Origin of the sequence: Corynebacterium sp. HMSC067D03 (assembly GCF_001811185.1) — a bacterium.
In the GTDB taxonomy this organism is placed as follows: domain Bacteria; phylum Actinomycetota; class Actinomycetes; order Mycobacteriales; family Mycobacteriaceae; genus Corynebacterium; species Corynebacterium coyleae.
This window is the reverse complement of record NZ_KV803820.1, coordinates 131,921-146,054: the sequence shown is the minus strand read 5'-3', so window position 1 is coordinate 146,054 and position 14,134 is coordinate 131,921. Positions and strand designations below refer to the sequence as shown.

Annotated in this window: 15 protein-coding genes; 14 read left to right on the top strand and 1 reads right to left on the bottom strand. The window is 61.4% G+C overall.

Translation table 11 applies throughout. From position 1 onward, the window contains the following. Positions 1–286 precede the first annotated feature (286 nt). The 14 genes from rpsP to HMPREF2785_RS06380 all read left to right on the top strand — a co-directional run bounded on the left by rpsP (position 287) and on the right by HMPREF2785_RS06380 (position 13,618). Complete coding sequence (gene rpsP / locus HMPREF2785_RS06445; protein ID WP_070483912.1) at positions 287–796, top strand: 30S ribosomal protein S16; 510 nt, start codon at positions 287–289, stop codon at positions 794–796. Between the two features lie 132 nt (positions 797–928). Further along, complete coding sequence (locus tag HMPREF2785_RS06440) at positions 929–1,708, top strand: SDR family NAD(P)-dependent oxidoreductase (protein WP_070614564.1); 780 nt, start codon at positions 929–931, stop codon at positions 1,706–1,708. Positions 1,709–1,767: 59 nt separating this feature from the next. Further along, positions 1,768–2,268 carry a ribosome maturation factor RimM gene (rimM, locus tag HMPREF2785_RS06435; protein WP_070614563.1) on the top strand — a complete coding sequence of 167 codons (501 nt, stop codon included), beginning with the start codon at positions 1,768–1,770 and terminating at the stop codon, positions 2,266–2,268. Continuing rightward, positions 2,261–3,340 (top strand): tRNA (guanosine(37)-N1)-methyltransferase TrmD, encoded by a 1,080-nt coding sequence (gene trmD / locus HMPREF2785_RS06430; RefSeq protein WP_070614562.1) that lies wholly within the window; start codon positions 2,261–2,263, stop codon positions 3,338–3,340. The genes rimM and trmD overlap by 8 nt, the downstream gene beginning before the upstream one ends. 104 nt (positions 3,341–3,444) lie before the next feature. Continuing rightward, a complete protein-coding gene (locus HMPREF2785_RS06425) occupies positions 3,445–4,830 on the top strand; it encodes an anaerobic C4-dicarboxylate transporter (protein ID WP_070614561.1) in 1,386 nt (461 codons plus the stop codon). Positions 4,831–4,866: 36 nt separating this feature from the next. After that, entirely contained in the window at positions 4,867–7,185 is a 2,319-nt protein-coding gene (locus tag HMPREF2785_RS06420) for a Tex family protein (protein ID WP_070614560.1), read from the top strand. A gap of 114 nt (positions 7,186–7,299) precedes the next feature. Further along, positions 7,300–7,647, top strand: coding sequence for a 50S ribosomal protein L19 (gene rplS / locus HMPREF2785_RS06415; RefSeq protein ID WP_070422256.1), 348 nt, complete (start codon positions 7,300–7,302; stop codon positions 7,645–7,647). A 105-nt stretch (positions 7,648–7,752) separates the two neighbouring features. Next, complete coding sequence (gene lepB / locus HMPREF2785_RS06410) at positions 7,753–8,583, top strand: signal peptidase I (RefSeq protein ID WP_371326413.1); 831 nt, start codon at positions 7,753–7,755, stop codon at positions 8,581–8,583. 4 nt (positions 8,584–8,587) lie between these two features. Then, positions 8,588–9,238: a ribonuclease HII gene (locus tag HMPREF2785_RS06405; protein ID WP_070450984.1), complete on the top strand. Its 651-nt coding sequence runs from the start codon at positions 8,588–8,590 to the stop codon at positions 9,236–9,238. After that, positions 9,235–9,540, top strand: coding sequence for a DUF2469 domain-containing protein (locus HMPREF2785_RS06400; RefSeq protein WP_070422258.1), 306 nt, complete (start codon positions 9,235–9,237; stop codon positions 9,538–9,540). Before HMPREF2785_RS06405 ends, HMPREF2785_RS06400 begins: the two co-directional genes overlap by 4 nt. Positions 9,541–9,614: 74 nt before the next feature. Next, on the top strand, positions 9,615–9,995 hold the full coding sequence (locus HMPREF2785_RS06395) for a YraN family protein (protein ID WP_070422259.1): 381 nt from the start codon (positions 9,615–9,617) through the stop codon (positions 9,993–9,995). After that, positions 9,982–11,505 carry a YifB family Mg chelatase-like AAA ATPase gene (locus HMPREF2785_RS06390; RefSeq protein WP_070483901.1) on the top strand — a complete coding sequence of 508 codons (1,524 nt, stop codon included), beginning with the start codon at positions 9,982–9,984 and terminating at the stop codon, positions 11,503–11,505. Before HMPREF2785_RS06395 ends, HMPREF2785_RS06390 begins: the two co-directional genes overlap by 14 nt. Further along, on the top strand, positions 11,502–12,677 hold the full coding sequence (dprA, locus tag HMPREF2785_RS06385; protein WP_070614559.1) for a DNA-processing protein DprA: 1,176 nt from the start codon (positions 11,502–11,504) through the stop codon (positions 12,675–12,677). Before HMPREF2785_RS06390 ends, dprA begins: the two co-directional genes overlap by 4 nt. 41 nt (positions 12,678–12,718) lie before the next feature. Continuing rightward, positions 12,719–13,618, top strand: coding sequence for a tyrosine recombinase XerC (locus tag HMPREF2785_RS06380; protein WP_070614558.1), 900 nt, complete (start codon positions 12,719–12,721; stop codon positions 13,616–13,618). Here HMPREF2785_RS06380 and HMPREF2785_RS06375 read toward each other — a convergent pair. Further along, positions 13,581–14,111, bottom strand: coding sequence for a M23 family metallopeptidase (locus tag HMPREF2785_RS06375; RefSeq protein ID WP_083279399.1), 531 nt, complete (start codon positions 14,109–14,111; stop codon positions 13,581–13,583). The two genes, HMPREF2785_RS06380 and HMPREF2785_RS06375, sit on opposite strands and share 38 nt — an antisense overlap. Positions 14,112–14,134 lie beyond the last annotated feature (23 nt).

The following is a 14,134-nucleotide window of genomic DNA, read 5'->3' as shown; positions in this document are numbered from 1 at the left end:
GACCGAACCAGCCACACCGGGGCATTGCAAGGCATTGCCGTGCGGGAGTTTGGTGTCTTGGGGTTTTAGCCCGTAAGATGTCAAAGGTTGTCTGACGTCATTGTTGGCGTTTGGCACGACAAGTCTATAACTGCGTACGCGCCGGATCCGTCTGGATCCTTCCCAGGTTGCCTGGGAGGGGATGGTCGACCGGCCAGGCACGCGCAGGGTAAATAAGAAGGGTTGAACCGGCTCGTCGAGAAGCGGCGAGTGTCTGCACTGCCCAGTGACCTAAAGGAAGTACACCATGGCTGTAAAGATCAAGCTGCAGCGCGTTGGCAAGATCCGCAACGCTCAGTACCGTGTCGTCATCGCTGATGCTCGCACCCGTCGTGACGGTGCTGTCATCGAGAACATCGGCATCTACCACCCGAAGGAAGAGCCGTCGCTCATCCGCATCGATTCCGAGCGCGCTCAGTACTGGCTGGGTGTCGGCGCACAGCCGACCGAGCCGGTGCTCGCGCTGCTGAAGGTGACCGGCGACTGGCAGAAGCACAAGGGCCTCGACGGTGCTGAGGGCACCCTCAAGGTTGCTGAGGAGAAGCCGTCCAAGCTCGACCTGTTCAACCAGGCTCTGGAAGAGGCTAAGAACGGCCCGACCGCTGAGGCGATCACCGAGAAGCGCAAGAAGGCTAAGGAAGACGCTGAGGCTAAGGCAGCTGCTGAGGCTGCAGCTGCCGCAGAGGCCGAGGCTGCAGAGGCCGAGGGCGAGGCTGCTGAGGCTGAGTCTGAGGAGGCTCCGGCCGAGGAGGCATAAGCCTTTCGCTTATCGACGACACCCCGCACCGCACACTTTTCGTGCCGGTGCGGGGTTTTTCGTGCTGCAGCTTTGCAAAACTTGCGTACGGTTGGGCATGTAGACATTTCCTAATCGAAAGGGGAGCGGATCATGGCTCGTACGTTTTTGGTGACTGGTGGCGCGGGCGGCATTGGCAAGGCGACTGCGGAGTTGCTTACCTCTCGCGGTCACAAGGTGATTACTGCCGATATTGCGAATGCGGATATCAATGCGGACCTCACAACTGTTGAGGGCCGGCAGGAACTCGTTGATGAGGCAACCAAGCTTTCCGAAGGGAAGCTCGACGGCGTCATTGCGAATGCCGGTATGCAGGCGCCGACGCCGAAGACCGCGCAGGTGAACTACTTCGGCGCGGTGGCAACGCTTGAGGGGCTTCGTCCGCTGCTGGAGAAGTCGGATGCGCCGCGCGCTGTGGTGACGGCGTCGATCGCATCACTGCAGCCGGCGGATGACCAGTTGATTGAAGCGATGCTTGCTGGTGATGAGGAAGCCACCGTCAAGCGTGGTCAGGAACTTGCTGACCAGGGCCCCGAAGTTGCATACCTTAACTACTCGTCCTCTAAGCAGGCCATTGCTCGTTGGGTGCGCAAGAACGCGATCTCCGAGGAGTGGGCTGGCAAGGGCATTGCGCTCAACGCTATTGCGCCGGCCGTCGTGATTTCCCCGATGACTGAAGAGCTGCGCAACACCGACGAAGGTCGTGCGCAGTTGGCACAGGTGCCGATGCCGCTGAACGGTTGGATGCCGGCAGAGGCTGCGGCCAGCTTCATTGCATGGCTGACCAGTGAGGAGAATACCCACCTGTGCGGCCAGGTTGTCTTTATCGACGGCGGCTTCGACGCCACAGTTCGTGGCGACAAGGTCTGGTAGGCCGACAAGGTCTGGTAGGCCGACAAGGGCAATTTGTGGGACTGCTACCGTAGCCGATTATGGAGCTCAACATTGGCCGCGTCGTGAAGTCGCATGGCGTGAAGGGTGAGGTAGCAGTCGAGCTACTCGCCGACGAGTCTGAAGACCACATTGTTGTCGGCGAGGTGCTCACTGGCCGCCAGGCTGGCAAGGAACAGCACTTGACTGTGAAGACGGTTCGGCCTCATCAGAAGCGCCTCCTCGTCAGTTTTGAGGAGGTGCCAGACCGCACTGCCGCGGACAGTCTGCGCGGCATGAAGTTTTTTGCAGAACCTCTGGAGCGCGACGAGGATTCCGACGAGTACTACAACCACGAACTCATCGGGTTGAAGGTCCGCCATGACGGCGATGAAGTTGGCGAGGTTACTGGCGTGATGGATGCGCCGAATCGCAAGATTCTGGAGATCGACTATCGCGGCAAGGAAGTCCTCGTGCCCTTCGTTATGGAGTTTGTGCCGGATATTGACCTCGCTGATGGCTACCTGGTGATTACGCCGCCGGAGGGACTGCTTGATGTCTAACCCGAAGCCGGTGCTTCGCCTCGATGTCGTCACCATTTTCCCGGAGTACTTGGACCCGTTGCGCCACGCGCTGCTGGGCAAGGCGATTGAGCAGGGCATCCTGTCTGTCGGAGTGCATGACCTGCGTGATTGGGCGACGGGTAACCACAAGTCGGTAGACGCACCCCCTCTGGGCGGTGGTCCTGGCATGGTGATGAAGCCGGAAGTGTGGGGGCCGGCGCTCGACGATATCGCTGCGGGACGCACAGGCACGGAGCTGGACTCGGCGGCCAAGCACCGGAATGACAAGTTGCGTCACGACGATGTCGCAAACGGTGCACCACGCCCTTACGAATCCCCAGTGGCAGGCGATGACGCCTCAAAGCCGCTGTTGCTCGTTCCCACACCGGCCGGAAAGCCATTTACGCAGGCGGATGCCCGTGCCTGGTCGCGCGAGGAACACATTGTGTTCGCTTGCGGGCGCTACGAGGGAATCGACCAGCGTGTCTTCGAGGATGCGAAGCAGCGCTACCGGGTGCGTGAGGTGTCCATTGGTGACTATGTACTCATTGGTGGCGAGGTCGCCGTGCTAGTCATCGCGGAGGCAGTCACCCGGTTGATCCCCGGAGTGCTTGGCAACACTGAAAGCCACGAGGAGGACAGCTTCTCGGATGGGTTGCTTGAGGGGCCGAGTTACACAAAACCACGAGTATGGCGGGGGATCGAGGCTCCGGAGGTGCTTACCTCTGGCGACCACAAGAAGGTTGATGCGTGGCGCCGTGAGCAGTCGCTGAAACGCACCCGTGCCGTCAGGCCCGAATTGCTCGAACAGGTGGAGCTCAGTGAAGAGGACCGGTTCATGCTGGATTCGCGTGAGGTTGTGTCGGTGTTCGAGGTGGGCGGACAGCGGGTCGTCGCAAAGCAACTGCGACGGGCGCTGAAACAGGCAGGCTACCGCGCGGAGACGATCGAGCGGAACGAAACGACGCTTACGGTAAAAGGGCGAACCGCGCTGTCGCTGGAGGATGCGACGCAAGCGGTTGCGGATGCGTTGCCGAAGGGTACGCAGTGGAGCGGGTACACGGCAGGGTAATGCCTGCTGAGGTGGTGAAAATCACCCCACAATAATTTAAAGGTCAGATCATTGTTCGCTTAGAGTTGGGTGTGTTACACGCGTTGCAAAACGAAAGGACACCCATGCTCGCGTCAGTGCTCGACCCCACCTCGGGGCTCGCAATTGTCCTTCAAATCGCCGTTATTCTTGGCGCTCTTCTGCTCGGCACGCGGTACGGGGGCCTTGGGCTTGGTCTGATCTCTGGCATCGGCCTTATGCTCATGGTCTTCGTCTTCGGTCTGGAGCCGGGCGAACCACCGGTGGGCGTTATGCTCACCATCATCGCAGTCATCGGCTGTGCGGCGACCCTCCAACAATCGCGCGGATTGGAGGTGATGATGCAGCAAGCCGAGAAGCTCCTTCGCGCCCACCCGGAACGCATCACCTTGCTGGCTCCGGTGACCACATGGTTCCTCACTGTGCTGTGCGGTACCGGTCACGTGGTCTACACCATGTTCCCGATTATCGAAGACATCGCGGTGAAGAAGGGAATTCGCCCGGAGCGTCCCATGGCGGTTGCTTCTACCTCGGCGCAGATGGGTATTACAGCCTCGCCGGTGTCGGTGGCAACGGTGTCGCTCGCGTCGATTTTGGCGGAACACGCCGGAGTTATCGATAAGGCGTACTCGATCCCGCAGATTCTTATGGTTGCCATTCCGGCTTCGCTTTCCGGCGTGATCTTGGCCGCGTTGTGGTCGTTGCACCGTGGCAAGGATCTGGACAAGGATCCGGTATTCCAGGAGCGCATGCAGGACCCGGCGTTTGCGGAGTCCATCAACAAGTCCAGCCATTCGCTTCTGGACGAAGTCTTTCCAAAGTCCGCTCGCAACGCGGTGTGGATTTTCCTCGGCGCTATCGCCTTCGTGGTTGTTCTCGGCGCGTTTGAGGGCCTGCGTCCCGCGTTCGACGACGGTGACGGTGGCATGAAGCCGCTGTCCATGAACCTCGCCATCCAGATGGTGATGCTCTTTGCCGGTGCGATCATCTTGCTGTTCTGCAAGGTGGATCACAAGAAGATCGCCTCGACTCCGGTATTTAAGGCAGGCATGACCGCGGTGTTCTCCGTGTTTGGCGTGGCCTGGATGGCGGATACATTTTTCGCGGCGCACATCGACCAGTTGGAAGACAGCCTCGGCTCGGTTGTGGAGGCTGCCCCGTGGGCGTACGCCATCGTGTTGCTGATTGTGTCCAAGTTGGTGAACTCCCAGGCTGCGGCGCTGGTCGCCATCGCCCCGATCGGGCTTGCCTTGGGCATCGACCCGAAGGTCATTGTCGGCTTCTACGGCGCGGCGTATGGCTACTGGATCCTGCCCACCTACCCGTCCGACCTGGCTTGCATCGGCTTCGACCGCACCGGCACCACCCGAATTGGCAAGTTCGTGATCAACCACTCGTTCCTGATTCCGGGTGCGATCTCGGTGTTCACTTCGTGCGTGGTGGGCTCGATTCTGGCGCAGGTGCTGCTGTAAAGCTGGCACAACAACGGCGCGACTAAGATCGCCCGAATGACATCAATCGCAGTCACCATCGCGAACGAACTCAGCATTCGGGAATCTCAGGTCGAGCAGGCGCTGAAACTGCTCGCCGAGGGCAACACCGTGCCGTTCATTTCCCGCTACCGCAAGGAAGCCACCGGTGGGCTCGACGACGGGCAGTTGCGCCACATTGAGGAGCGCAACATCTACCTCGTCGAGCTCGCTGAGCGCAAGACCGCGGTGCTCGAAAGTATTGAGGAGCAGGGCAAACTTACCGACGATCTCAAACGCGAGATTCTCGCAGCCGATACGAAGGCGCGCGTTGAGGACCTGTACTTGCCCTACAAGAAGCGTCGCAAGACTAAGGCGGATATCGCCCGCGAGGCAGGTCTTGAGGATTTGACGCAGTTGCTTATCGACGACCCCACCGCCACCCCCGAGACCCTCGCCGAGAGGTACCTCTCCGAAGGCTTCCCGGATGCCAAGGCTGCACTCGACGGTGCTCGTTCGATTTTGGTGGACCGGTTCGCCACCGACGCCGACCTTGTTGGAGCCGTGCGCGACCGCGTCTACGAACAGGGCACCATGCGCTCCTCGGTTGTTGAGGGCAAGGAGCAGGAAGGCGCGAAGTTCGCGGACTACTTCGACTTCTCGGAGCCGTTCGACAAACTGCCCAGCCACCGCATTCTGGCGTTGCTGCGTGGTGAGAACGAGGGCGTGCTCACGCTCAACCTCGACCCGGGCGACGAGGCCGTCTTTGAGGGCATGATCGCGGATCGTTTCGATCTGCCGGTGAAAGACTCCGCCTGGTTGGCTAAGGCGGTGCAGTGGGGTTGGCGCACGAAACTGCAGGTGTCGGCCAACCTGGATACCCGCATGCGTCTGAAGGAAAAGGCCGAGGAGGGCGCGCTGCAGGTGTTCAAGACCAACCTGCGCGACGTGCTGCTCGCCGCCCCCGCAGGTCAGCGCGCAACGCTCGCGCTTGACCCGGGCTATCGCAACGGCGTGAAGTGCGCGGTTGTGGACGGCACCGGCAAGGTGCTGGCCACGACAATCGTCTACCCGCACCAGCCGCAGAACCGTTGGGACGCGTCGCGTGCCGAGTTAGCGTCGCTGGCTGCCCAGCACGGAGTCGAGCTCATCGCTATTGGCAACGGCACCGCTTCGCGCGAATCGGAGAAGCTCGCCGGCGAGGTAGCGGACCTCATCGCACAGGCTGGCGGCAAGCGCCCGACTCCGGTGGTTGTGTCCGAATCAGGCGCGTCGGTCTATTCGGCAAGCCCAATCGCAGCCGAAGAGTTCCCAGACATGGATGTCTCGCTGCGCTCCGCAGTGTCCATTGCGCGCCGCCTGCAGGACCCTTTGGCGGAACTGGTCAAGGTTGACCCGAAGTCGATCGGCGTAGGCCAGTACCAGCACGACGTGAATCAAACGGCGCTCGCACAGACGTTGGACGCTGTGGTGGAGGATGCGGTGAACTCAGTTGGCGTGGACGTCAATACCGCTTCGGCACCGCTGCTTGAGCGTGTCGCTGGTCTGTCCGGCACGGTGGCGAAGAACATCGTGGCGTACCGCGACGAGCACGGCAGTTTTGCTACCCGCAAGGAGTTGGGCAAGGTTCCGCGTCTGGGGCCGAAGGCATTCGAGCAGGCCGCTGGCTTCCTGCGTATCCAGGGCGGGACGAACCCGCTCGATGGCTCAGCGGTACACCCGGAGGCTTACCCGGTGGTGGAGCGCGTCGCCCAGGCGACGGGCCTGAACACCGAGCAACTCATCGGCAACACGGCGGTACTCACCAAACTCAAGCCGGCAGATTTCGCTGACGACACCTTCGGTGTGCCTACCGTGACCGACATCCTGGCCGAGCTGGACAAGCCGGGGCGCGACCCGCGCCCCGAGTTTAAAACTGCGGAGTTCAAGGAAGGCGTCAACGAGGTCAAGGATCTCAAGCCCGGCATGATCCTCGAGGGAACCGTGACCAATGTTGCCGCTTTCGGCGCGTTCGTGGATGTGGGTGTGCACCAGGATGGTCTGGTTCACGTCTCCGCGATGAGCCACAAGTTTGTTTCCGACCCGCACGAGGTGGTGCGCTCCGGCGAGGTGGTCAAGGTCAAGGTGATGGATGTGGATGTCGCTCGCAACCGCATCGGGTTGAGCCTGCGGCTTGACGACGAGCCCGGCCAGCCCGGCCAGACCAACAGTCAGAAACAGCGCAGTGGCCAGAACCGTGGCCAGAACCGTGGCGGTCAGAAGCAGCGCCAGGGGCGAAACCAGAACCGGGGCGGTGATCGTCGTCAAGCATCTGGCTCGATGGCGGACGCGCTCAAGCGTGCCGGATTTGGGAAGTGACCGGGCAGTATGTAGAATGCTGCAGGTTGTTGTAATCGACACGAACCGGCCGAGCGCCCTGATTAGGGAAGTGCCGCCAGGGTCCTCTGTCCGAAAACGAAAAGGATTGCTTTCATGAGCAACGGCATTATTGATCTGGTAGACGCAGGCCAGCTCCGTGACGATATCCCGGACTTCCGCCCGGGCGATACCCTCGACGTTCACGTTAAGGTTATCGAGGGTTCTGTGACCCGTACTCAGGTGTTCACTGGCTTCGTTGTGCGTCGCCAGGGCAGCGGTATCCGCGAGACCTTCACCGTCCGCAAGGTTTCCTTCGGCATCGGCGTTGAGCGTACCTTCCCGGTGCACTCCCCGAACCTGGAGAAGATTGAGGTCGTCCGCAAGGGTGACGTCCGTCGTGCGAAGCTGTACTACATGCGCGATCTGCGCGGTAAGGCTGCGCGTATTAAGGAGCGTCGCTAGTTTTAGCCGCACCACGTGCCCCGTCCGAGTTTCTCGGGCGGGGCACGTTGCGTTCTCAGGGTGTCGGGGTGCGGTGCTAACCTATCCGGCGTGACCAACGCGAATGTGCCCGCCAACGGGCAGCCCCAGACCCCTAAGCCGCACAACCCGTACGCTGCCGAGGATGCATCGTATGAGGTGAACGCTGCAGACCGCCCTACAAACGGCGCTGCAAATGGCGCTGACAGCAGCGACGAGAAGCAGAACCTTCCCTGGTACGTCGAGATCCCGGTGGTAGTTGTGCTCACGTTGGTGATCATGTTCGTGCTGCAAACGTTTATCGGCCGGCTGTATGTCATTCCGTCGGCGTCGATGGAGCCAACGCTGCACGGCGAGGACGGTTCGGGCGACCGCATCTTTGTAGAGAAGGTCAGCTATTACTTCTCGGACCCTGAGCCGGGTGATGTCATCGTGTTCGCCGGTACGGATTCGTGGAACACGGGTTTTTCCTCCAACCGTTCTTCTAACCCCGCGATTCGTGGGCTGCAGGAGGTAGGTTCCTGGGTTGGTTTGGTGCCCAAGGATGAAAACACGTTGGTCAAGCGCATCATCGCTACCGGCGGACAGACTGTCTCGTGTCAGGCGGGCGACCCGGCGGTCATGGTTGATGGTAAGCCGATCGATCAGTCGTACATCTTGCAGCCGAACTTCTACCCGGTGGATGAGGAGACCGGTTCGGATGCGTGTGGTGGTCCGTACTTCGGCCCGGTGACGGTGCCGGAAGGCCACTACTTCATGATGGGCGATAACCGCACCAACTCGCTGGACTCTCGCTACCACTTGGGGGATCAGTTCCAGGGAACTATTCCGGAGGAGAATATCCGCGGCAAGGTGCAGGCGGTTGTTTTCCCGCTGAACCGCCTTCAGGGTGTGTCGGACCCGGACATTCAGCAGTAGGGTAGTGCGCCGTCTTAAGCAGTTACGCACCTACGAGGTCGCGTTGGACAAGGCCGGGCTGGGGCCGGTGGCGGGGGTCGATGAGGCTGGTCGGGGCGCGTGCTTCGGCCCTGTGACCATCGCTGCGTGCGTCTTGCCCATCAAGCCGATTGCTGCGCTTGAGGGGTTGACGGATTCGAAGAAACTCTCGGCGAAGAAGCGCGAGTTGCTTTTCGACGAAATCCGCAACGCCGCCGTCTCCTACCACGTCATTCATATCCCTGCGGCAGAGATTGATCGGCGCGGGATCCAACACGCCAACCTGGATGGGGCCCGGCGCGCCGTCGCAGGCTTGGATGTCGATCCGGGTTACGTGCTCGTGGACGCGTTTCGTGTGCCGGGGCTTCGCGCACCGCAACTGCCAGTTGTCGGCGGTGACTACACCGCGCGTTGTATCGCTGCGGCGAGTGTGCTGGCAAAGGTGAGCCGCGACAGGCTCGTTGTGGAGATGGCTCGGGACTATCCGCAGTACGGGTTGGAGGGCCACAAGGGCTATTCAACAAAGGTGCATATGGACGCGGTGCGCCGCCACGGGGCGAGCCCGGAACATCGTTATAGTTATGCGAACGTCAGGGACGCTGACAGGTTTCACACTGAGCTAAGGGGTCATGTATGAGCGCCGAGGATCTTGACAACTACGAGGCAGAAGTTGAGCTGTCCCTGTACCGCGAGTACCGCGACGTGGCGAGCCAGTTCTCCTACGTTGTAGAGACGGACCGCCGCTTCTACCTGGCTAATGCGGTGAAGCTGATTCCGCACACGGAGGGTGGCGACGTCTACTACGAGGTCCTCATGTCGGATGCGTGGGTGTGGGACATGTACCGTGCGGTGCGCTTTGTGCGTTACGTGCGTGTGATCACCTACAAGGATGTCAACATTGAAGAGTTGGATAAACCTGAGCTGACATTCCCGGAGTAGGGAACCGGGGCGTGCATTTGCCCGTCTAATAGGCACCAGATGTTTTGGTCCTAAAAGACAATAAGGGGGAATGTATGCACGCCAGGTATGCGGCCCAACAGGAGTTGGGCGTATTGGGGGAACGTGCTGCGGCTCGCTGGTACGCGGAGCAAGGGTATACCGTCCTTGGTCAGCGAGAACGCGTTGCTGCGGGGGAGATTGACGCAGTCGTTGAAGACGAAGACGGCACGATTGTGTTCGTCGAGGTGAAGTCGCGCAGGGGTGGCGCGTTCGGTGCCGCGGAGGCGGTCACTGCGAAGAAGTTGCGCACGATGCGTCGTTGCGCTGCGCAGTGGATGCGAGAGCATCCTGCGTTGGGGGTTCGCGCTATCCGTTTCGACGTCGTGGAGTGCGTCACCGATGGCGATGATTTCGTCCTTCGTCGTTACTTGGGGGTGGAAGATGCCGCTTGCTAGCACGATCAGCGCAACAGTTGAGGGCATCACGGCTCGGCTTGTCACTGTGGAGGCCAACGTCGGCCCGGGTCTTCCGGGGATCCACATGGTGGGGTTGGGCGATGCTGCGGTGAAAGAGTCGCGCGACCGGATTCGCACTGCGATCTCCAACTCGCAGCTTCCTTGGCCACGTACGAAGATCATGGTGTCGTTGTCCCCGGCGCATTTGCCGAAGACGGGCTCGCACTTCGACTTACCGATTGCAGCTGCCGTCTTGGGCAGTTTGGATCCGCGGGTGCAGCGCAGACTAGAGAGCACAATGCTGCTCGGAGAGCTGGCGTTGGATGGTTCGTTGCGCCGAGTGGACGGCGTGTTGCCGATGCTGATTGCAATGCTTCACGACGACTCCACCACCGGACCCGACATCGTCGTCGTTCCACGAGAGAACGCCGCAGAAGCCTCACTGCTCGGCATGAAGAACATCCTTGTGGCAGATTCGCTGGCGCAGGTGTGGCAGTGGCTCATCGGGGAGACAACGCTGGATACCGTCGGCGAGCCGGAGGTCCAACACGCTGCAGCGGTCGCGGACTTCAGTGACATCGCCGGAATGACTGTGGAGCGCGAGGCCCTCGAGGTCGCCGCAGCCGGTGGGCACCACGTGATGATGATCGGCCCGCCTGGCTCCGGCAAGTCGATGCTGGCAGAGCGGCTGCCTTCTATCTTGCCGCCGCTGAACATCGAGGAGATGGTGGAAGTCACGGCGCTGCACTCGGCTGCGGGAATTTCCAGTGGCGGCATTGTGTCCAACCGGCCGTTTATCGCCCCACATCCGTCGTTGACCAGGGCGGCGCTCATCGGCGGCGGTTCAGGAGTGCCTCGCCCCGGGGTGGTCAGCCAGGCCCACCATGGGGTGCTGTTCCTCGACGAAGCCTCGGAGATTTCTGCGCACGTTCTCGACGCGCTTCGGATCCCGCTAGAAAAGCGTGAGGTGCGCCTGACGCGCTCGCGCCGGGAAGTTGTCTACCCGGCTGATACGCAAATCGTTCTGGCTGCGAACCCGTGTGCGTGCCAGCGGGTCAACGGCAATTGCACGTGTCGGGTGGCTGAGCGGGCCCGGCACTTATCCAACGTTTCCGGCCCGTTGCTCGACCGGCTGGATGTGTTCATCCAGACCTCAGCGGATTCCACGGTGGTTACCCCGGGTGACGCGGAGTCGTCGGCAGTCATCGCCGAGCGTGTCATGCAGGCGCGCGAGCGTGCCCAAGAGCGCTGGTCGCAGGCTGGTATCGACGAGTCCGTCAACGCTCGCGTTGCCCCAACTTTGATCCGCAAGCAATTTCCCGCGGACGAAGCAGCGATGGCTTACCTGTCCTCGCTGCTGCGCACCGGAAGTATCACGCAGCGTGGCGTGGATCGGAGCCTGAAGGTGGCGTGGACGCTTGCGGATCTGGAAGGCGTGGCGCAACCGGATATCGACCATGTGGCTCGCGCGGTCGATATGCGCACCGCACCAGAGGAGGTGGCGGCATGAGGAATGTAAGTTCGCCAGAATCCTGGGCGTATCTCAGCCGTGTTGTCGAGGGACCCTCGATCCACATTCAGGAGTTCATTGCCAACGGGCGAAGCGCGGACGAGATTGCCCACGGTGTGCGCACGCGTGCAAGCTGGATCGGGGCCCTAGGACCGCAGACGCAAAACCGCTATACCTGGGACCAACCTGCGCAGGATCTCGCGCGTGCTAGGGCCGCCGGATATACGTTGCTGACTCCAGACTCGCCAGGCTGGCCTGGAGAGAACATCAAGCCCACGTTCCACTGTGAGTATCCGGACGATGATCGAAAACTTTCCCTGAACGAAGAAGCGGTTGCACCACACGCGCTGTGGGTAAAAGGTGAAGCAGACCTTGCGAAGCTACTTGCACAGTCGGTCGGCGTTGTCGGTACACGAACAGCAACGCAGTATGGACGTCACGCTACCGATGACCTTGTGCGGGGTTTGGCAAAACACCAGTACACGATCGTCTCTGGTGGTGCACTGGGTATCGACACGATCGCACACCAGGCGGCCCTCGACTGCGGCGCACCCACCATCGTGGTCGCTGCCTGCGGGCCGGGGTACGTCTACCCGCTGAGCAACGAGCCACTCTTCGATCGGGTTGTGCGCGCCGGGGGAGCCATTGTCACCGAGTACCCACCCGGCACGACCCCGGACCGGCACAGGTTCCTCACCCGTAACCGTCTCGTAGCAGGGCTGACCCAGGGCACCCTGCTGGTGGAAGCGGCGTTTCGCTCAGGTGCGTTAAACACGCTGAAGTGGGCCAATGCAATGAATAAACAAACGATGGCAGTGCCGGGCCCCATTACTGCAACGGAGTCGCTCGGCACGAACCTCGCCATTCAGAACAAGCAGGCGGCGATGGTGCTCAACGCCGACCAGATTCACGAGCACATCGTGCATACGGGGGATTTCGATGCGGGCGAGCAGATGGAAATGAAGTACCCGCCGACATTGACGCAGCAACTCAGCCACAACGAACTGCGCATTTACGACGCACTGCCACGAGCAGGCGAAGGATCGCGAACGGCTGAAGAGATCGCGGCAGACGCTGGCCTTTCCATCGGACTGGCGGTGCATATCCTGATGGATCTCGCTAAACGGGGAGTGGTGCAGCGCGAGCGGAAGGAATGGTCCCGCACCGAGTGAATAACCAAGTGAATATCGGTTAGCGAGTAAACTCCTGCGACATGAGTGAAAGCGTAGGGCAAGTGCAAGCGGGCGTCGGCGATTTCGCCGACTACGCCTCGCTTGTGCTCGGGCGCTCCCCAAACACAGTGAAGGGGTATGTCTCCGACCTGGCGACACTCGCCGGGTACGCAGACACCTTCGACGCGTTCACCCTGGAGGCGCTTCGCACCTGGCTGGCCGACGCACTGACCGCCGGGCGCAGCCGAGCCACCCTTGCGCGCCGTACCGCAGCCGCGCGCGCATTCTCTACCTGGGCGTACCGCCAGGGCTACATCGACCACGATGCAGCAGCCCGCCTCAAAGCACCAAAAGTGAATCGCGCGCTGCCCAACGTCGTACGCGGGGAGCGTGCCACAGAACTCGTCGAGGCGGATACCGCCGACGACGCCCACCCCGCCGAACACCTCCGTGACCGAGCCATGCTCGAGCTGCTCTACGCCACCGGCATGCGTGTTGGCGAACTCACCGGTCTCAACCTCGCCGACATTGACCTGGCTCGCGGGCTTGCCCGCGTGACCGGCAAAGGCAACAAACAACGCGTGGTCCCATTCGGGCGCGAAGCAACACTGGCGCTCAACGAGTGGCTCGAGTTCGGGCGCTCCGAACTGGCCAATGGCAAAGCAGAGGATGCGGTATTCGTCGGATCGCGTGGCGGGCGCATCGACCAACGCCAAGTGCGCCGCGTTGTCGAGCGCGCCGGGCAACGTGCCGGTGTCAGCGACATCAGTCCGCACACCCTTCGCCACACGGCCGCGACGCACATGCTCGAAGGCGGAGCGGATCTGCGTGTTGTGCAGGAAATGCTTGGGCACTCAAGCCTGCAAACCACGCAAATTTACACACACGTCTCGGCGCAGCGGCTCAAAAACGTCTACGACCAGGCGCATCCACGGGCTTAAGTCGTATTCTCGGTGGCTCCAGCAGTGTGAGCGGATCGATGTACTTGTCAGGTCCTGTAAGCGCACCCCAGTGCAGTCCGTCGTGTTCGCCAGCAAAGTGGCTTGTGGCGCGCGCAAGTCTGCCAATGATGTGGCCTTCCGTAACGTTGTCGCCAGCCTTGAGGTCTGAGCGCACTGGCTGGTAGGTCGTGCGAATGCCCCCTGGGTGGTCAATCGAGATCACAGGAGTGCCCGCGACAGTGCCGACGAACGCCACAACCCCGTCGCCCGCAGCGAGCACAGGCGCGTTGAGCTTCAAAGGCAGATCCACGCCACGGTGGCCAGGCTTCCAATTTTCCTCCGGGATTGACGCAGGACGGGATACCGCGCGGGGATACGGTGTGCCTGCCGCGGGATCGACCCAGGCAAGGGCGGTGGCGGGGGAGCACCACAGTAGGGCTCCGAGCAGGATGGTGGCTGTGGTGGTGCGTGGCGTCGTCGATAGGCAATGCATGCTCTCAAAGGACCATTGCGGCG